Origin of the sequence: Gillisella taibaishanensis (genome assembly GCF_001938985.1) — a bacterium.
In the GTDB taxonomy this organism is placed as follows: Bacteria; Pseudomonadota; Alphaproteobacteria; order Rhizobiales; family Rhizobiaceae; genus Allorhizobium; species Allorhizobium taibaishanense.
In genome coordinates, this window is record NZ_MKIN01000024.1 from 13,631 (window position 1) to 30,824 (window position 17,194).

General features: G+C 59.2%; 16 protein-coding genes. 6 read left to right on the forward strand and 10 right to left on the reverse strand.

What is annotated here, in order from left to right:
* The first annotated feature begins 19 nt into the window (after positions 1-19).
* From rpsK to BJF91_RS19025, 4 genes are all read left to right on the forward strand, one after another.
* Positions 20-409, forward strand: a complete 390-nt coding sequence (gene rpsK / locus BJF91_RS19010) for a 30S ribosomal protein S11 (protein WP_015915761.1) — start codon at positions 20-22, stop codon at positions 407-409.
* Positions 410-506: 97 nt separating this feature from the next.
* Positions 507-1,517, forward strand: a complete 1,011-nt coding sequence (locus tag BJF91_RS19015) for a DNA-directed RNA polymerase subunit alpha (RefSeq protein ID WP_075616127.1) — start codon at positions 507-509, stop codon at positions 1,515-1,517.
* 116 nt (positions 1,518-1,633) lie between these two features.
* The gene (rplQ, locus tag BJF91_RS19020; protein WP_075616128.1) at positions 1,634-2,059 is read left to right on the forward strand and encodes a 50S ribosomal protein L17; all 426 of its coding nucleotides are present in this window, start codon (positions 1,634-1,636) and stop codon (positions 2,057-2,059) included.
* Between the two features lie 228 nt (positions 2,060-2,287).
* Entirely contained in the window at positions 2,288-3,352 is a 1,065-nt protein-coding gene (locus BJF91_RS19025) for a purine-nucleoside phosphorylase (RefSeq protein ID WP_083943386.1), read from the forward strand.
* Positions 3,353-3,393: 41 nt separating this feature from the next.
* On the opposite strand, the gene BJF91_RS19030 is transcribed toward BJF91_RS19025, so the two are convergent.
* Positions 3,394-3,807, reverse strand: coding sequence for a ribosomal maturation YjgA family protein (locus BJF91_RS19030; protein WP_139310772.1), 414 nt, complete (start codon positions 3,805-3,807; stop codon positions 3,394-3,396).
* 72 nt (positions 3,808-3,879) lie between these two features.
* Here BJF91_RS19030 and BJF91_RS19035 point away from each other — a divergent pair, with 72 nt between their 5' ends.
* Positions 3,880-4,791: a DUF817 domain-containing protein gene (locus BJF91_RS19035; RefSeq protein ID WP_083943387.1), complete on the forward strand. Its 912-nt coding sequence runs from the start codon at positions 3,880-3,882 to the stop codon at positions 4,789-4,791.
* A gap of 77 nt (positions 4,792-4,868) precedes the next feature.
* Here BJF91_RS19035 and sseA read toward each other — a convergent pair whose 3' ends face one another.
* From sseA to bcp, 9 genes are all read right to left on the reverse strand, one after another.
* Entirely contained in the window at positions 4,869-6,305 is a 1,437-nt protein-coding gene (gene sseA / locus BJF91_RS19040) for a 3-mercaptopyruvate sulfurtransferase (RefSeq protein WP_075616129.1), read from the reverse strand.
* Positions 6,306-6,322: 17 nt separating this feature from the next.
* Complete coding sequence (locus BJF91_RS19045; protein WP_075616130.1) at positions 6,323-7,072, reverse strand: alanyl-tRNA editing protein; 750 nt, start codon at positions 7,070-7,072, stop codon at positions 6,323-6,325.
* Between the two features lie 20 nt (positions 7,073-7,092).
* Positions 7,093-8,130 (reverse strand): cysteine synthase A, encoded by a 1,038-nt coding sequence (locus tag BJF91_RS19050; protein WP_075616131.1) that lies wholly within the window; start codon positions 8,128-8,130, stop codon positions 7,093-7,095.
* A 137-nt stretch (positions 8,131-8,267) separates the two neighbouring features.
* A complete protein-coding gene (locus tag BJF91_RS19055; protein ID WP_075616132.1) occupies positions 8,268-9,719 on the reverse strand; it encodes a cryptochrome/photolyase family protein in 1,452 nt (483 codons plus the stop codon).
* A gap of 59 nt (positions 9,720-9,778) precedes the next feature.
* Positions 9,779-10,282, reverse strand: a complete 504-nt coding sequence (locus BJF91_RS19060; protein WP_083943410.1) for an MgtC/SapB family protein — start codon at positions 10,280-10,282, stop codon at positions 9,779-9,781.
* Between the two features lie 60 nt (positions 10,283-10,342).
* Positions 10,343-10,567: a hypothetical protein gene (locus tag BJF91_RS19065; RefSeq protein WP_075616134.1), complete on the reverse strand. Its 225-nt coding sequence runs from the start codon at positions 10,565-10,567 to the stop codon at positions 10,343-10,345.
* Positions 10,568-10,710: 143 nt separating this feature from the next.
* Positions 10,711-11,997: a M23 family metallopeptidase gene (locus tag BJF91_RS19070; protein WP_075616135.1), complete on the reverse strand. Its 1,287-nt coding sequence runs from the start codon at positions 11,995-11,997 to the stop codon at positions 10,711-10,713.
* 126 nt (positions 11,998-12,123) lie between these two features.
* The gene (locus BJF91_RS19075; protein ID WP_075616136.1) at positions 12,124-12,948 is read right to left on the reverse strand and encodes a ferritin-like domain-containing protein; all 825 of its coding nucleotides are present in this window, start codon (positions 12,946-12,948) and stop codon (positions 12,124-12,126) included.
* A 46-nt stretch (positions 12,949-12,994) separates the two neighbouring features.
* Complete coding sequence (bcp, locus tag BJF91_RS19080; protein WP_075616137.1) at positions 12,995-13,477, reverse strand: thioredoxin-dependent thiol peroxidase; 483 nt, start codon at positions 13,475-13,477, stop codon at positions 12,995-12,997.
* Between the two features lie 340 nt (positions 13,478-13,817).
* On the opposite strand from bcp, the gene BJF91_RS19085 reads away from it, so the two are divergent.
* Entirely contained in the window at positions 13,818-17,120 is a 3,303-nt protein-coding gene (locus BJF91_RS19085; protein ID WP_162843887.1) for a DUF3971 domain-containing protein, read from the forward strand.
* Positions 17,121-17,194: the final 74 nt, after the last annotated feature.

The following is a 17,194-nucleotide window of genomic DNA, read 5'->3' on the forward strand; positions in this document are numbered from 1 at the left end:
ATCAATGAAAGGACATTGAATGGCCAAGGAAGCCACACGCGTTCGTCGTAGAGAGCGCAAGAATATTTCGTCGGGTGTTGCTCACGTAAACTCGACTTTCAATAACACGATGATCACCATCACGGATGCACAGGGCAACGCTATTGCCTGGTCGTCTGCTGGTGCCAAGGGCTTCAAGGGTTCGCGTAAGTCGACCCCGTTTGCCGCTCAGATTGCTGCCGAAGATTGCGCCAAGAAGGCTCAGGAACATGGCATGAAGTCGCTCGAAGTCGAAGTTTGCGGTCCGGGTTCCGGCCGTGAGTCGGCTCTGCGCGCTCTGCAGGCTGCTGGCTTCATGATTACGTCGATCCGCGATGTGACCCCGATCCCGCACAACGGTTGCCGTCCTCGCAAGAAGCGCCGCGTCTGATCATTCTTCATCCGGCCGGGATTGTATTTGACGATCCCGGTTCTTCTCATGCTCGGTCGTCACGATTGAATGGTGGCGACGAACGGAAGGTAAACATATGATTCAGAAGAATTGGCAGGAACTGATCAAGCCGAACAAGGTTGAGTTCTCCTCCAGCGGCCGTACCAAGGCCACCCTGGTTGCTGAACCGCTTGAGCGTGGCTTCGGCCTGACGCTGGGCAACGCCCTTCGTCGCGTGCTTCTGTCGTCCCTGCGCGGTGCAGCTGTTACGGCTGTCCAGATCGATGGCGTTCTGCATGAATTCTCGTCGATCCCTGGCGTTCGCGAAGATGTCACCGACATCGTCCTGAACATCAAGGAAATCGCCATCAAGATGGACGGCGATGACGCAAAGCGCATGGTTGTTCGCAAGCAGGGTCCGGGCATCGTCACTGCTGGCGATATCCAGACTGTTGGCGATATCGAGATCCTCAATCCGCACCACGTCATCTGCACGTTGGATGAAGGTGCTGAGATCCGGATGGAATTCACGGTCAACAACGGCAAGGGCTACGTCCCGGCCGATCGTAACCGTGCGGAAGATGCTCCGATCGGCCTCATCCCGGTCGACAGCCTGTATTCGCCGGTCAAGAAAGTGTCCTACAAGGTGGAAAACACCCGTGAAGGCCAGGTTCTCGACTACGACAAGCTGACCATGACCATCGAGACCGATGGGTCTGTTTCGGGTGAAGACGCTGTGGCTTTCGCCGCTCGCATTCTCCAGGACCAGCTCTCCGTCTTTGTCAACTTCGACGAGCCGCAGCGCGAAGCCGAGGAAGAAGCCGTCACCGAACTGGCTTTCAACCCGGCTCTGCTCAAGAAGGTCGACGAACTCGAGCTTTCGGTCCGTTCGGCCAACTGCCTGAAGAACGACAATATCGTGTATATTGGCGATCTCATTCAGAAGACCGAAGCCGAAATGCTGCGCACGCCGAACTTCGGTCGCAAGTCGCTGAACGAAATCAAGGAAGTTCTCGCTTCCATGGGCCTGCACCTCGGTATGGAAGTACCGGCATGGCCGCCTGAGAACATCGAAGATCTCGCGAAGCGTTACGAAGATCAGTATTAATAACAGTGAAGGCAGCCTCTAAACCTGCCTTTCCCCGTCAAACTGCGGGCGCATGCCCGTATGTGTCAGGAAACGGCAGCCTCTGAGACAGAGCCTGCACTTAAAGGAGAATAGCAATGCGCCACCAGAAAGCCGGCCGCAAGCTGAACCGTACCGCCAGCCACCGTAAGTCAATGTTCGCCAACATGGCTGCTTCGCTCATCCTGCATGAGCAGATCGTCACCACCCTGCCGAAGGCGAAGGAAATTCGCCCGATCGTTGAAAAGCTCGTCACGCTCGGCAAGCGTGGCGATCTGCATGCTCGCCGTCAGGCGATCTCGCAGATCCGCGACGTTGCCGTCGTTGCCAAGCTGTTCGACGCCATCGCAACGCGCTACGCCACCCGCAACGGCGGCTACCTGCGCATCATGAAGGCCGGTTTCCGCCAGGGCGACAATGCTGCCATGGCCGTCATCGAATTCGTTGAACGCGACGTCGATGCCAAGGGCGCAGCTGACAAGGCTCGCGTTGCAGCTGAAGCCGAAGTTGCCGAAGCCGCATAAGTCATAGACGACTTCGGTCGTTTTGTTTGAAGGCCGGATGGGAAACCATCCGGCCTTTTTGCATGTCTGGCGCGTAGTAGGGAAGGGGCACGTTATCTGTGGTTCTGGTGCCGGCAAGGTTTGCTTGGATTGACGCGATCCCACCGATTTTGGCCAGCCAAAGTGATTGCGGATGCCGTCATCAGATGGTCTAAAGGCGTAAAAGCTGCCTTTGAAAGAGATCCGCCCATGACATCGAGATTGCCTGTTTTCGCCGTTGCCTTTGGCCTTGCTGTGTCCGTGGTAGCGCTGACCGCTGGTGCAGCGACGAGCCATGCCGCCGAGCCTGCGTCGCGTCGCGCTGTCAAGAAGATCGCACCAAAGGTACTCGTCATCACCATGTTTGGCGAAGAGACCAAGCCCTGGCTTGCTGGGCGCAAGTTCACCACCAAGGTTAAGGTGCCTGGCCTGTCTGCCGAGTATCCCGAGGTCGCCTGCGATAGCCAGGGTCTCTGTGTGATGACCACGGCGATGGGCTATGCCAATGCGGCAAGCTCATCCATGGCCGTTGCCTTCGACCGTCGGTTCGATCTGCGCAAGACCTATGTGCTGATCGCGGGCATTGCCGGCGTCAATCCAAAAGAAGGCACGCTTGGCTCGGCGCTCTGGGCGCGTTATGTCGTTGATGGCGGGCTGCGTCACGATATCGACGCCCGCCAAATCGAGAAGGATTGGCCAGACGGGCAGGTGCCGCTGGGCGCCGCAAGCCCGACCGAGAAACCCAAATGGGCTGCAGGCACCGAAGTCTATGCTCTAAACGATGCGTTGGTTCAGAAAGCCTATGACCTGACGCAGTCGGTAGAGCTGCTCGACGGCGACGTCGCCAAAGCCTATCGGGCCGCTTATGCGAGCCCAGCTGCCAAGGCCGCGCCTTCCGTGAAAATCTGCGATACGGTCTCAGCTGATACCTATTGGCACGGCGCCAAGGAGGCCGAGGCGACCGAGCGCTTTGCCAGCCTGGTCACCGATGGCAAGGCGCATTACTGCACAACGCAAATGGAAGACAATGCCACTCTGACGGCGCTGAAGCGGGCCTCAACGGCGGGTCTTGTGGATTTCAATCGCGTGCTGGTGCTGCGGACCGCCTCCAACTTCGATCGCGAACCTTTCGGCCGGACCGCGATCGAATCGCTCACCGGCAAGTCCGGCGGCTTCCTGCCTGCGGTCACCAATGCCTACCGGGTCGGCGGCCGGTTCGCGGATGTGGTGATTGGCGATTGGAAGACCTGGAAGGACGGCCTTGGCGGAAAATAGGACTTTGGCCACAGCCCCCGCGGAGCAAACGGCGGTTTATCTCAGCTGTGTCCAACTTTGCCGTCCGCCGCTTGACTGTCTGTGCTTTTCCGCTTGAGAAGCAGGATATGGTCGATGATCAAGGCGGCGGCGATGCCGAGTCCATAGGCGAGAATATTCCAGGGTGAAAAGATACGGCCAAGTAGCAACGCGCCGGCAAGGGTCAATCGAAAGGCGTCGAGGGCCGGCGTATGTATGAGTCGCGACAACTCCACGGCGACCGCCAAGGCAAAGGATGCTGCGGCGACAGGCCACGGTCGGATCTTGGAGAGGGCTGATGCGACCAGCCCATAGACCATCGCTCCCCAAAGGAGAGAGCCGCCATATTTGACACAAAAGAATGGTAGCCCAATCCGGTAGCCATAGACCCTCAACAGAAGACCTGCGACAATCACGGCTGCTGTCGCACACAGCATCTGCCATCTCCTGCCGCGCGCCAAACCTTGCGCGCCGCCCGTTCCAAACGCCAAAGCAAATGTCCTCCAGATATGATCGACAGCAGCAATTCCACGACTGGATCCGTAGAGCAAGCGGATCATGACGCATCGCAAGGACCTTGGCTGCTGCGCCTCGATCACTATCTCATTTCGGGCCGTCCGCTTAAAAGCATATCCGGCTTTTTCCGCTTTGTTGTCGAGTTCATCTATTTTGGGGTGAAGGAGGCGCGGGCCTGTGTGTTTGTCGGCCTGTTTTTCCTCGCCGTTTTCCTCGTGCCGCGCGCGGGCATGTTCGGCATTGCGCGCTACGACCTCTTGTTTGTCATTGCCATTACCATCCAGCTCGCCATGCTGTTCGGCAAGCTCGAAACCTGGGACGAAGCCAAGGCGATCGTGCTCTTCCATGTGCTGGGCTTCGCGCTTGAAGTCTTCAAGACCTCAGGCAGCATCCAGTCGTGGTCCTATCCTGATCCTGGCTATAGCAAGCTATTTGGCGTGCCGCTATTTTCGGGCTTCATGTATGCTGCCATCGGCTCTTATATCATTCAGGCCTGGCGCTTGCTGGATCTGAGGATCCGCCATCATCCGCCTTACTGGATGGCAGCCATCGTCGCCCTGGCAATCTACGCGAACTTCTTCACCAATCACTTCATCGGCGATTATCGTTGGTACATCGCTGCCTGCACCCTCGGTCTTTACGCCCGCACCACCGTCGTCTTCCGTCCCTATGACAAGGACAGGTGGATGCCACTGTTGCTGGCCTTCATCCTGATCGGCTTCTTCATCTGGTTGGCCGAAAACATAAGCACCTTCTTTGGGATCTGGCGCTATCCAAACCAATTGACCATTTGGTCCATGGTCCATCTCGGCAAATGGAGCTCTTGGTCGCTGATGGTGATCATGTCCTTCGTGCTCGTCACCCAGCTCAAGCATATCAAGGCGCGGATCCACATTCCTCAATAGGAATCAGAAACGGACAACGCCGCGTCTGATGAGCAGACGCGGCGTTTCGTTTTTGGCTATTAGGTTTTAAAGTTGCCTTAGCTGGTTATTCCATAGTCCTTGCGGACGATGTCGAGCAGTTCCTGATCAGACAGCGGAACCACCAGCTCGTTCCAGGTCTCGACAGGCGAAAACCCGAATTGCTGGTAGAGCTGCAGGGCGCGGGGATGGTCGAGCGTGTTGGTCATAACCGTTACCCTGGTGGGGCTGGTTGCCCAGGCCGCGTAGAGCGCCTGGAGCAGGAACCATTTGCCGATGCCGAGGCCAAGAGCGTGTTCGAACAGACCGAAATAGGAGAGCTCGACGCTGCCGTCAGTCTGCTGGGTCAGCTCGAAGAAGCCGGCCGGCGCGCCGTTGACGTAGAGAACACAGATCGACACATCGGAATTGTGGATCGTTGCCTTCAGCTCCTCATCGCTAATCTGCAGGCGCTTGTACCAGTGCCAGCGGCTGCCCACCTGGCGGTAGAGGAAACGGTAATAGGGCAGGGGCATTTCGGTAGCGCGGATGATCGCCGTCTGGATATTGACCGGCACCGGCAGGCTCGATTTCGGCGGCGAAGTCATTTCCAGCTTGGTGACATGGGCGGTCAAGGGTGATGGCAAATCGCCTTTGATCGGCTCTGCCGGGCCGGTGACCACGGGCGTGTCCTTGCGCGAGCCCCATTCCGACCAGGAGCCGTCATAGACCGTGTTGTCGTGATGACCAAGGGATTGCAGCGCTAGCGTCACGACCGCAGCCGTCACGCCGGAACCGCAGCTGGTGACGATCGGCTGAGTCAGGTCGACGCCGGCGTCCGTAAAGATCTGGCGCAGGGTTGAGAGGTCTTTCAGCCGGCCGTTTTCGCCGAGGATCGAGGCGGGCACGGAGCGGGCGCCGGGCATATGGCCCGAGCGCATGCCGGCGCGCGGCTCTGCTTCTTCGCCGGTGAAGCGGCCAGCCGGGCGAGCGTCAGTGATCTGGCGGGAGCCGGTCTCGACGATATCCTTCATCTCCTCGAAGGGCGTGACCAGGCTTTCCTTGAAGTTGGTATTGAATTCCGCAGGCGCGGGCTCCGGCAGATCGGTCTGCACCGGCCGTCCTTCCTGTTTCCAGCCATCGAGGCCGCCGTCGAGCAGGAACACGTTCGGCGCGCCCATCACCCGGAACATCCACCAGACGCGCGGCGCGGAAAACAGGCCTGGACCATCGTAAACCACGATGGTGTCGGTCTCGGAAATGCCGAGTTTGCCGACGGCTTCGGCAAATCGTTCGGGCGACGGAAGTGTGTGCGGCAGGCTGGTGGAAAGATCGGCGATCTGGTCTTGGTCGAAAAAGACAGCGCCAGGGATGTGGCCGGCGGCATATTCCGCAGCGCCATTGCGATTATGGGCGGGCAGATACCAGGAGGCGTCTACTAACTTGAACTGGGGCGCCCCCAGCTGCTTTTGAACCCATTCGGCCGAAACCACAAAACGGCTTTTCTCCGCAGACATGCTTCTCTCCGTGCTTGTCAGGCAGAGGCGTCCAGCGTGCCGAAGCGAATACGGAAGCGCCGGTTCTCCTTGCCCTTCTTCTCGATTTTGGCGATATGAATCGCACCGACTTCCTGGGTCTCCGAGACATGTGTGCCGCCACAGGGCTGGCTGTCAACGGATGAATTCTCCCCGATGCAAACAAGGCTAACACGGCCCAAACCGGCGGGCGGGCGCACATTCTTGGATTTGACGATGCCGGGATTGGCCGCCAGCTGCTCATCGGTGATCCATTCCAGATAAACCGGATGATTTTCGCCGACCAGCTGCATCAGATCGGCCGTGACAGCTTCCCTGTCGATCGTCTCCGTCATGTCGAAATCCACCCGGCTCTCATCCTCGCCCACGGCAGCGCCAGTGATGGGGAACTGGCAGACGACGGAGAGAAGATGGCAGGCGGTGTGCATGCGCATCAGCTTATAGCGCCTTGGCCAGTCGACATGCAGCACCAGCTTTTCGCCGACTTCAGGGAGAGCCTCGCCGTCGAGCGGCCGGTGCAGGATCACACTCTTGTCAGCGCCGTGGCGGGTGTCGCCGAGCTTGATGATTGATCCATCCGCCCGCTCCAACAAACCTGTATCGCCGGGCTGGCCGCCCGACGTGGCGTAAAAACAGGTCTGGTCGAGCTCGATGGCGCCGTCTTCATGCACTGACGTCACGACCGCCTCCGCCGTCGAAAGATAAAAATCGTCACGAAACAGCGGCAGAGTCGGCGGATGATCGGTCATGCTGGTCCTCGAATGAGCGCTCAGATTGGCTCGTAGGGGATGGAAAGATCGAGCTTTTGCCCCAGCCATGTCGGCTGCGGCAGGCCCTTTTCCTTCAGGAAGGCGGTATTGTAGAGCTTGGACTGGTAGCGATTGCCATAGTCGCACAGGATCGTCACGATCGTGTGGCCGGGCCCGAGATCACGCGCAAGCCTGATAGCGCCGGCGATATTGATGCCGGAGGAGCCACCGAGGCACAGGCCCTCGTGCTCGACCAGATCGAAAATGATCGGCAGCGCCTCGCTGTCGGGGATCTGATAGGCGTAATCAGGCGTAAAACCTTCGAGATTGGCAGTGATCCGGCCCTGGCCGATGCCCTCGCTGATCGAGGAGCCCGAGGATTTCAGCTCGCTATTGGTATAGAATTCATAGAGCGCAGCACCTTCTGGATCAGCAAGGCCGATCTTGACCGAGGGCTTCATGTTGCGCAGCCCGATGCCCGTACCGGCCAATGTGCCGCCCGAGCCGACGGCGCAGATGAAGCCGTCGACCGATCCGCCGGTCGCGTCGAAGATCTCCCGCGCCGTGGTTTCAATATGGGCATCGCGATTGGCGGTGTTGTCGAACTGATTGGCCCAGATCGCACCGTTTGGCTCGCTTTTGGCAAGCTGGGCCGCAAGCCGCCCGGAGAGCTTCACGTAATTGTTGGGGTTCTTGTAAGGCACCGCCGGCACCTCGACCAGTTCGGCACCGAGCAGCCGTAGCGCATCCTTCTTTTCCTGGCTTTGAGTTTCCGGAATGACGATCACGGTCCGGTACCCGAGCGCCTTGGCGACCAGCGTCAGACCGATGCCGGTATTACCAGCCGTTCCCTCGACAATCACGCCGCCCGGACGCAGCAGGCCACGCCGCTCGGCATCTCTGATGATGTAGAGCGCGGCGCGATCCTTCACGGATTGGCCTGGGTTTAGAAACTCGGCCTTGCCAAGAATGGTGCAGCCGGTGGCCTGAGATGCGGCCTTCAGCCGGATCAGTGGCGTGTTGCCGATTGCGTCGAGAACGGAGGGGTGGAATGCCATGATTGCGCTTTCTGTTTCCCGCAAGGTAGAGCCGCTGTTTTCGGTCTACAAGCCTCAGCTTGCAAGAAATGCATTTTCGCGCGACAGCACCCTGCCGAAAAACCTTGCTTTGTCCCGGGATCTCACACGGTCGGGAATCAGCCTTTGCCGCCCATGTGCTTGAATGCTTCAAGCGCCAGATTACGTGCCTTGGCATGGTCGACCACCGGCTTGGGATAGGTCTTGCCCAACGTAATTCCAGCCGCCGTCAGGACGTCCGAGGGAGCATCGAACGGACGATGGATCAGCTTGTTCGGCAGCTTTGCCAGTTCCGGCACGAATTTCCGCACATAAGCGCCTTCAGGATCGAATTTCTCGCCTTGGGTGATTGGGTTGAAAATCCGGAAGAAAGGCGAAGCATCGGCGCCGGAGCCCGCCACCCATTGCCAGCTCGCCGCGTTTGAGGCCGGATCGGCATCGACGAGCGTGTCGCGAAACCAGGCCTCGCCTTCACGCCAGTCGATCATCAGGTCCTTGATCAGGAAGGAGGCGGTAATCATCCGTACCCGGTTGTGCATTACGCCATGGCGCCAGAGTTGGCGCATACCTGCATCGACAATGGGATAACCGGTTTCACCGCGCTGCCAGGCTGTGAGGGAGGCACTGTCCGTTTTCCAGGGAAAGCTATCGAAGCGGGCATTCCAGTTGCGGCTGGAAAGGTTGGGGAAATGGTAGAGCAGGTGGTAAGAAAATTCGCGCCAGACCAACTCTTTTCGAAAATGCACATAGTCGTCCGTTCCGACATCATCTCCAAGGCCGATCGTGGCGTGCCAGATGCGGGCAGGGGAGATTTCGCCAAGCGCCAGATGCGGTGACAGACCTGACGTGTGGGGTAGGGACGGAAAGTCGCGCTGCGATTTGTAGTTCCTGATGCCACGGTCGATGAACTGCTTCAGCCGCTGATGCGCACTGGTTTCCCCGGGTGTCCAGACGCTGTCAAATTCGACGGCCCAGTTCGGCTTGGTCGGCAAATAGTGCCAGTCTGCCAGCCGCTCGCTCTTCGGCCATTGCGTGGGATTGTGCCAATGTTTCGGGGCGTCGACAGGCGGCGGTGGGTCGCCCTGCTTTTCGAGTGCCCTCCAGAACGGCGTATAGACCCGGAACGGTCCGCCGGCTCCCGTCTCGACTTTCGAGGGCTCGTGCAGCAGGAAACCGGCATGGCTGACGGCCTGCAGACCATCGGCGCGCAGTGCGGCCTTGATCTCCTTGTCAATGGCCATGCCTGCTGGGTCGTAGCGCCGGTTCCAATGCACGGCGTCGGCGCCCGTTTCTTCAATCAACGCCCGCAACACCTTTTCGGCAGCGCCTTGGCGCAGGATCAACCGGCTGCCTAGCTTTTCCAAAGCCTTGGAAAGGTTTGCCAGCGAATAGTGCAGCCACCAAGCCTGGGCGGCGCCAAGCGGGCCGGTTCCGGCGTCTTCCAGCTCGCGGATGTAGACGGGAATGACGGGATTGCCACGGTCCAGAGCAGCCTGCAGCGCGTGGTTATCGTCAAGGCGCAGGTCCTTGCGAAACCAGAGGAGCGTTGCGGCGGGCGTGGAAACGGGCATGGTGGTCTCGCTAATTCATCTGCATCTACGGGAGGTTACGCATGGCGCTTGCGTCTGGATCAGCCATCCTTGTCATGACGCTTTGTCTCGCGGCGCCGATCATGATCTTCAAGTTTGCGGATCAACCCGAGGACGACGGCGCAACAGATGGCGGTCATCGTTGCGATCATCCAGAAACCGAAGCCGATTGCGAGGCCGACAGCGCCGGCAAGCCACATGCCGGCACCAGTCGTTAGCCCGCGCACGCGGCCCCTGGAAAACACGATCATGCCGGCGGCCAGAAAGGCGACACCGGAGGTCACGGCTTCGACTACGCGCAGCGGATCGGCCCGGGCGGAGCTTGTGGCGAGCATCGGCAGATGGGCGGCTTCGAGGGCGACGATGGCAAAGACGCAAGCCGATAGCGAGATCAGCACATGGGTGCGTAGCCCCGCCGCCTTCTCATGCGCTTCCCTTTCAAAGCCGATCAACGCGCCGAGCAGCAGGGCGCCCACGATTCGCATCGCGACGACAGGATAGGCAATTTGGTGGGCGGGAAAGAATTCGTTGAGCACTGCGTCCATGCAGCTCGAAATGAACCGGACAGGCATTGGTTCCGGTGCCATGGACGGCGCAGATTGGCGTCAGGCTCCGACGAGCCTGCCTGCCTGCCGTTGCTGTTCCTGACGGATCATCTGCATGATCTGTGTAGCGCTCTCGCGCACATAGACGCGGTGTAGCTTTTCCGCCACCGGCGCCGTTGTCAGCAGGCAGGTATAACCCTCGCGCTCATACCACCGGAAATCGACAACATTGCTCATGTTGACGAAGAAGGGAAAACCATCGCCGTCATGCAGTTCAAGCCACATAATCCTTGTAAACTCCGTATGTTAGGGCTGCCCACGGCTGCGCCCGATCCCCGAATTTATCTGTCCCCACCGCAAAACTAGCAGCCAAAGGTGAATAACGGGTTGCCCAGCGTTAAGGCTGGCCTTCGGAACGATTGAAAGCCCTACTGGATAACGGATTGCAGCGTCAGGCCAGCGGCGAGAAAGCCGGTGGGATTGATCGGAACCCCGTTCTTGCGGATTTCGTAATGCAGGTGCGGCCCTGTGGAGCGGCCTGTGGAACCGGACAGGCCTACGACTTGGCCGGGATCGACTTTCTCACCAGCCTGCACCAGGATCTTCGACATATGGCCATAGCGGGTCGTGACCCCTTGGCCGTGATCGATCTCGACCATGTTGCCATAGCCACCTGTCGGACCGGCGGTGACGACGGTACCGGCACCTGCACTCTTGACCGGCGACCCATTGCTTGCCCGAAAATCGATACCGGTGTGCATGGCAAGCCGGCCCAGCAGCGGATCGGGCCGGTTGCCGAACGGGCTGGTGATCTCATGGCTGGCGGCTGGATTTGCAAAGGGCATATCCTTTGCCGTCTCGCGTGCAGCTTCCAGGCGGTTCAGCGCGCCATCAAGGGCATCAAGGCTCGTGTCGAGACCAAGCTTCGGGTCCGCTTCAACGAGAGGGCCGCCCATGGCATCCTTCCCGGCTGCCTCCGTGTCGACGCGAATGCCATTGTTGGTTAGCACGGATTCGATCGCGCTCGCCTTGTCGCTCGCCTCGGCGGTCAGGTTCAGAATGTTGGACTTCTGCTGCTGTTCAATGGTTTTCAGCGACAATGTGACATTGCGGAACACTCTGTCGGCGCGATCTGCGCCGCTCTCGCGCACCGGCGCGAACCCCAGGGCAGAGCCTTCGCTTTCAGCACTGTCGGCCGTGGCGCCGTCGAGCATTCGGCTGAGCACGGGCAGGCCCTTGGTCTTGCCCGATGGCTCGAGAGCGGCTGCCTTATCGGGAGCGCTCGCGGCTTCATGCGGCATCAGGCCGGAATCTTCCGCCCTGTCCAGCAGCGTTCCCAGCTTGCCGGAGCGCGCCGATAGCGCCATCTGCTTTTCAAGCAGGGTCTGGAGTTTTTCTTCCACCACCTGCTGATCAAGCAACTGCCTTGATGTTACGCGATCGACCTGAGCGCGCAGGGCTGAAATCCGGTCTTCGTACTCGTGTTGCAGCATGGCCTGCCGAGCCATGGAGGCGCCGATCAAGTTGTCACGCATGACGAGATACGACGTTGCGCCGAGATAGCCTGTGATTGCGGCCGCGACCAAGCCGAGCGCCGCACCCGCCATCCACGGCCGCAGCGTCATATGGCGGATTGTGTCTCCAGACGCGAGGATGAGCACATGCGGCTGGCGCTGGCGCCTGCTGAAGCCTTTCCGGCTGCCTGTCTTCGTCATGCCGCCTCGCTCACCGCTCAGGAAAACCACTTGGATCGGGGGGCAATGGACATTGAGATCCGCAATCTGCACCCGATTCTATCGGGACCGATTACAGCTTGTTAAGGTTAACAAACGGTTGCCATTTCAGGCATGGCTGATTGAAGACAGCGCTCGATAGAAGGAGGGTGTCAGGCCGGCCTCGGCTCGGGCGACATCGTTGAACGGTGCCTTCAGGGCGCCGCGAAAATTGGCCCGGACCAGTTGCTGGAAGGTCTTTGCTGGATCGCGCCGTTCGCGCGCGCAGAGAAAGCGAAACCATTTGGCGCCGACGGCGACATGGCCCTTTTCGTCTTCGTAGATCACCTTCAGCACATCTGCGCTTTCGATGTCGCCGGTCTCGCGCATTTTCTCCTGTAGCGAAGGCGTCACGTCCAGGCCGCGGGCCTCGAGGATGAGGGGGACGACCGCAAGCCGTGCCGTCAGGTCGTCGCGGGTGCTGTGGGCGGCTTGCCAAAGCCCATCATGGGCCGGCATGTCGCCATAATCAGCTCCAAGGGCGCGCAACCGGTCACGCACCATGCCGAAATGCTTGGCCTCCTCGAAGGCGACCTGCATCCAGCCGTCAAAAAACGAATTCGGCACGGGCTCACTGGCAAACCGGGCCACGATGTCGAGCGCGAGATCCACGGCATTGAGTTCGATATGCGCCAGCGAATGCAGCATGGCGATCCGGCCCTTCAGCGTGTGCAGGGAGCGCTTTTCCGTAGCTTTCGGCGGCACCAACACAGGTTTCTCCGGCCGGCCAGGTCGGTCTGGTAAAGGCGGATCGAGCGGTGACCGCAAAGATAGCGATCGACCATGCCAACGGCGGGCCGTCTCCTGGGCAAGGCTGATTTTCAAATCGAGATCGGGTGCGACGATTGCCATCGTCGCACCCGCCCGCAAGGTTTTGATCGCTTTGGTAGACATGCGGCGCTTCTACAGCATAAATCCGAAACGATCCATTCCGCAAAAACTACGCGGCGGCGGCAGACCGTTCCTGCACAGCCTTCAGCACCGCCTCGACATGGCCGGCAACTTTCACTTTCGGCCAGACGGCGGCAATGCGCCCGTCGGCGTCGATCAGGAATGTGCTGCGCTCGACCCCCATATAGGTCTTGCCGTACATGCTCTTTTCCTTCCACACGCCATAGGCTTCCAGCGTGGTTTTTTCCTCGTCGGAGCCGAGCACGACGGACAAGCCGTGCTTAGCCACGAATTTATCGTGGCTTTTCACTGAATCCGGCGAAACGCCGATCACGACTGCACCGGCCTTTTCGAATTCAGGCAGCAGCGCGGTAAAGGAGGTGGCCTCGGTCGTGCAGCCGCTCGTATCGTCCTTCGGATAGAAATAAAGAACCACCTGTTTGCCCTTCAGGGAGGAGAGGCTTACCGTGGCGCCGCCGTCTCGCGGCAGGGTAAAATCCGGGGCGGCATCCCCAATCGACAATTCAGCCATGCTGGTACCTTTCTTTTGCCTGTTTTGTGGAAATATAGGCCGGGGGCGGATATATAGCGCAGACGATGCGCGTCCAGTGCAAGGGATTTCGACGGGAAACGCGGGCGGCCTCATCGTCGCACCACCTGTCGCAAGCCGTTGAGTTCATTGGAATCAAAAGGTTGCCAGAGCGGTCACAGTCCGTCGAGCTGCAAAAAACGGAGATGCGAGCCAAGGCATGGGAGAAATCCGGGGCGAGAAGATTCGTTTTCGCAAAAGCGACATTGTTTCCCTGGAGACGCTCCCGTCTTCGCAGGCTGAAGATCCTTTGATCGTGCATTGCCCGCGCCGACGCGGGTTTGTGACCCGGATATTGCGGTTTTTCGCCTATCTCTTGCTGTCCCTTATGGCAATGCTAGGGGCGGCGGCCATTGCCATCGAAACGGGCACCGTAGACCAGGCGCTGTCCACTGGTGCGCGGGCTGCTTTTCAGTCCGCGATCGGTGACGATCTCAAGGCCGATATCGACAAGACTTCTATTCGCCTTTCGCAAAATCTGCATTTGGCGGTCGCTGCCGAGAATGTGACGCTGACCGATCCCAAGACGGGCCAAGTGGTGTCGAAAGCCGGCGACGTGAAGCTGGTCATCGACCCTCTATCGCTGATCATGGGCAAGGTTTCCGTTACGGAAATCGACGTCACCGGTATCGATTTCGATACGTCACGGGTACTGGCAGGCGGCGATACGGATCTGTCGACGCTGCGAATCGACCGTTTTCCGCCCTTCATGGAAACCTTGTTTTCCAATCTCGATGACGTGCGTGGCTTCATCGTGCGCGGGGGGCTGGATCGGCTTCGGCTTGGTGGCATCACCATTCCCGCAAAGGACGGGATAGGAAAGCCGGTCGATGTTCAGGTGGAGGACCTGATCATGACCCGCCGCAAGGACGGTTCACTGGCGATCCAAGGCACGACATCGATTAACGGCAAAGTCAGTACGATTGCTGCCGAGGCCTCGGCCAATGGCACCCGCACCACCTCGCTGACCGCGACGGTCACCGACCTGATTGCCACACCCTTCCTGATCAAGCGCACGCCAACCGGCGTTTGGCGCGACGGCGCCGATACGGCGATCAATATCGATTTCTATGCGGTGCGGCAGTCTGAAACCCAGAAGCCTGCCTTGTCGGCGCGACTGCGCACCGAAAACGGACTGCTGTATATCGACGGAGATCAGCAGGAACTGACACGGGCGGATATCAACCTCGCTTATGACTTTGACAAGCTGACGGCTGAAATTCGACCTTCTGAACTGGACTTCGGTCCAACCCACATTCCGCTGACGGGTGGTTTCGTTGATCTCGATCGACTTCAGTCTGCAACGCCCGGGGCGCAAGGCATCGGCATCGATCTGCTGATCGATCGCGGTACAGCTTCGGTGGAAGCAGCGGGCGAAGAGGCTTTTCCTTTTTCTGTCAAGGCGTTCGGCGAGTTTATTCCCAGCAAGCGTCATCTCGGGGTGCGAGAATTGACGGTGTCGACTCCGCACGGCACGATGCAATCGACCGTCGATGTCCAGTTTGGCGACGCCTCGCCGGAAATCCGGTTTAGCGGCAAGCTTTTCGAGATGCGGACCGCGATGGTCAAACAGCTCTGGCCTTATTGGATGGCCTCCAAGCCGCGCGCCTGGGTGCTGGCCAATCTGTTCGGCGGCACGCTCAGCAATGCCTCCATCGATGTCTTGATTCCGGCTGGGCGAATGAAAGCCATTCCGCAGCCGCTCAACCTGAATGCCGACGAGTTGAAGATCGCTTTCGATATTTCGGGAGCGCGGATGAACGTGACCGGCGATCTGCCGCCGATCCGCGATCTTAACGGCCATTTTGATCTGAGTGGCCAGGACATGGAAGTGAGGATCGACGGCGGCACCTCCTATTTCCCGTCCGGCCGCAAAGTCAGGGTCGAAAAGGGATCGTTCGGCGTCGCGAATACCTATGCCAAACCTCTTATGGCCAATATCGCCGTGACGGTCAGCGGTGCCGCCGATGCCATGGCGGAGTTGGCAACTTTCAAGCCGATGCAGGCGCTGCAGCGGACGGAATTCGTGCCGGAAGATTTTTCGGGCCAGATCAAGGCAGACGTTCAGCTCTACGGCGGCATCATTGCCGATCAGAAGCCGCCGCCAGAAGTTTGGAAGGCTTCGCTGGACCTGAGCGGTGTTGCCCTCAAGCGACCTTACCTCGATCGCAAGATTACCGATTTTGATGGCACACTCACCGTCGACCCTATGAATGCCATCCTGCATGGTAACGGCGAAATCGACGGCGTGCCGGCGCAGATCGATCTGACCCAGCCCGTCGAGCGCAATACGACGCGCCCGCCGTCCTGGACGGTAAAGGCCCAGTTGAACGACAGCCAACGCGCCAAGATGGTACCAGGACTTGGCGATATCGTCACCGGAACCATCGACCTCGAAATATCGCGCCTCGATGAAAACAGACAATCAGTGAAAAGCGACCTGTCTCGCGCGACATTGACTCTGCCTGTGATCGGCTGGAGCAAAGGGGCCGGCATTCCTGCCAAGGTGTCGATGGAACTGCAGGACAAGAATGGCGTGTCCTCGCTGGATAAATTCGTACTCGATGGCGACGGTTTCGGAGCATCCGGAAAGCTGGTGGTATCGAAGGCGAACGGATTGGTCGAAGCGGATCTCGATCACATGAAGCTCGCCGCTGCGGACGACTTCGGTCTTTCGGTCCAGGTGAACAAGGGCGTGATAAATGCCAAGATCCGTGGCAGCAGCCTGGATGGCCGCGCGTTCCTGAAGAAGCTTAAAGGTGGCGGTGCCGGATCGGCAGGTTCAGGTGGTGCGGAAGGCAAGAGCAGTTCGACGGATGTCGATATCAATATCGATGTCGACAAACTGGTCGGCTTCAACGACGAGGCGCTATCCGGCGTCAAGCTTCTCTATGGCTCCCGTGCCGGGGCGATTACGGCGTTAAAGCTAAGCGCGCTGACAGACACGGGACAGGCGGTGGTCGTCCAGTCTTCCAAGGCGTCCTATGGCAATGATGTCTCGTTGATCTCAAGCGACGCTGGCACGCTTGCCCGCTTCGTCGACCTCTACAGCCATATGCGTGGCGGCATGCTGGACGTGAAGATCCGCGGCGATATCGGCAAGAACTGGATGGGCAATGTCGACCTGCGCAATTTCCGGGTCGAAAATGAGGATCGTCTGCAAAAGATCGTCACGACACCGGCGACCGATGACGGCCGTAGTCTGAACACGGCCGTAAAGCGCGACCTCGATGTCAGTTCGGAAAAATTCCAGCGCGCCTTTGCCCGGTTGATCTATCAGGATGGTGTACTGCGTACGGACAATGGTATCGTGCGCGGTGAGCAGGTCGGGGCCTCATTCCAGGGCTTGATCAAGGATGCCCGTGGCCAGATGGAAATGACCGGCACGTTCATGCCGGCCTACGGCCTGAACCGGTTGTTTGCAGAAGTGCCGATCATCGGCAGCATTCTCGGCAATGGTCGCGATCGAGGTCTTCTTGGAATCACCTTCAAATTGAAGGGTCCCGTCGATGCGCCGCATCTGATCGTCAATCCATTGTCGATCATCGCACCCGGCATGTTCCGACAGATTTTCGAGTTTCAGTAGACGGCGCAGCATGACGCTCAAATGCGGGCGTCACGGTTTTTCAACGCGCAAACCGCGCTCGAGTGTCCTGCGAC

Bases quoted from the DNA above. Each gene is read 5' to 3' on its own strand.
- BJF91_RS19070 (WP_075616135.1), bottom strand. From the start codon at position 11,997: ATGACGAAGACAGGCAGCCGGAAAGGCTTCAGCAGGCGCCAGCGCCAG.
- BJF91_RS19025 (WP_083943386.1), top strand. From the start codon at position 2,288: ATGACATCGAGATTGCCTGTTTTCGCCGTTGCCTTTGGCCTTGCTGTG.
- BJF91_RS19045 (WP_075616130.1), bottom strand. From the start codon at position 7,072: ATGACCGATCATCCGCCGACTCTGCCGCTGTTTCGTGACGATTTTTAT.
- BJF91_RS19055 (WP_075616132.1), bottom strand. From the start codon at position 9,719: ATGCCCGTTTCCACGCCCGCCGCAACGCTCCTCTGGTTTCGCAAGGAC.
- BJF91_RS19065 (WP_075616134.1), bottom strand. From the start codon at position 10,567: ATGTGGCTTGAACTGCATGACGGCGATGGTTTTCCCTTCTTCGTCAAC.
- BJF91_RS19015 (WP_075616127.1), top strand. From the start codon at position 507: ATGATTCAGAAGAATTGGCAGGAACTGATCAAGCCGAACAAGGTTGAG.
- rplQ (WP_075616128.1), top strand. From the start codon at position 1,634: ATGCGCCACCAGAAAGCCGGCCGCAAGCTGAACCGTACCGCCAGCCAC.
- BJF91_RS19060 (WP_083943410.1), bottom strand. From the start codon at position 10,282: ATGGACGCAGTGCTCAACGAATTCTTTCCCGCCCACCAAATTGCCTAT.
- sseA (WP_075616129.1), bottom strand. From the start codon at position 6,305: ATGTCTGCGGAGAAAAGCCGTTTTGTGGTTTCGGCCGAATGGGTTCAA.
- BJF91_RS19050 (WP_075616131.1), bottom strand. From the start codon at position 8,130: ATGGCATTCCACCCCTCCGTTCTCGACGCAATCGGCAACACGCCACTG.
- BJF91_RS19075 (WP_075616136.1), bottom strand. From the start codon at position 12,948: ATGTCTACCAAAGCGATCAAAACCTTGCGGGCGGGTGCGACGATGGCA.
- BJF91_RS19035 (WP_083943387.1), top strand. From the start codon at position 3,880: ATGATCGACAGCAGCAATTCCACGACTGGATCCGTAGAGCAAGCGGAT.
- bcp (WP_075616137.1), bottom strand. From the start codon at position 13,477: ATGGCTGAATTGTCGATTGGGGATGCCGCCCCGGATTTTACCCTGCCG.
- BJF91_RS19030 (WP_139310772.1), bottom strand. From the start codon at position 3,807: ATGCTGTGTGCGACAGCAGCCGTGATTGTCGCAGGTCTTCTGTTGAGG.
- rpsK (WP_015915761.1), top strand. From the start codon at position 20: ATGGCCAAGGAAGCCACACGCGTTCGTCGTAGAGAGCGCAAGAATATT.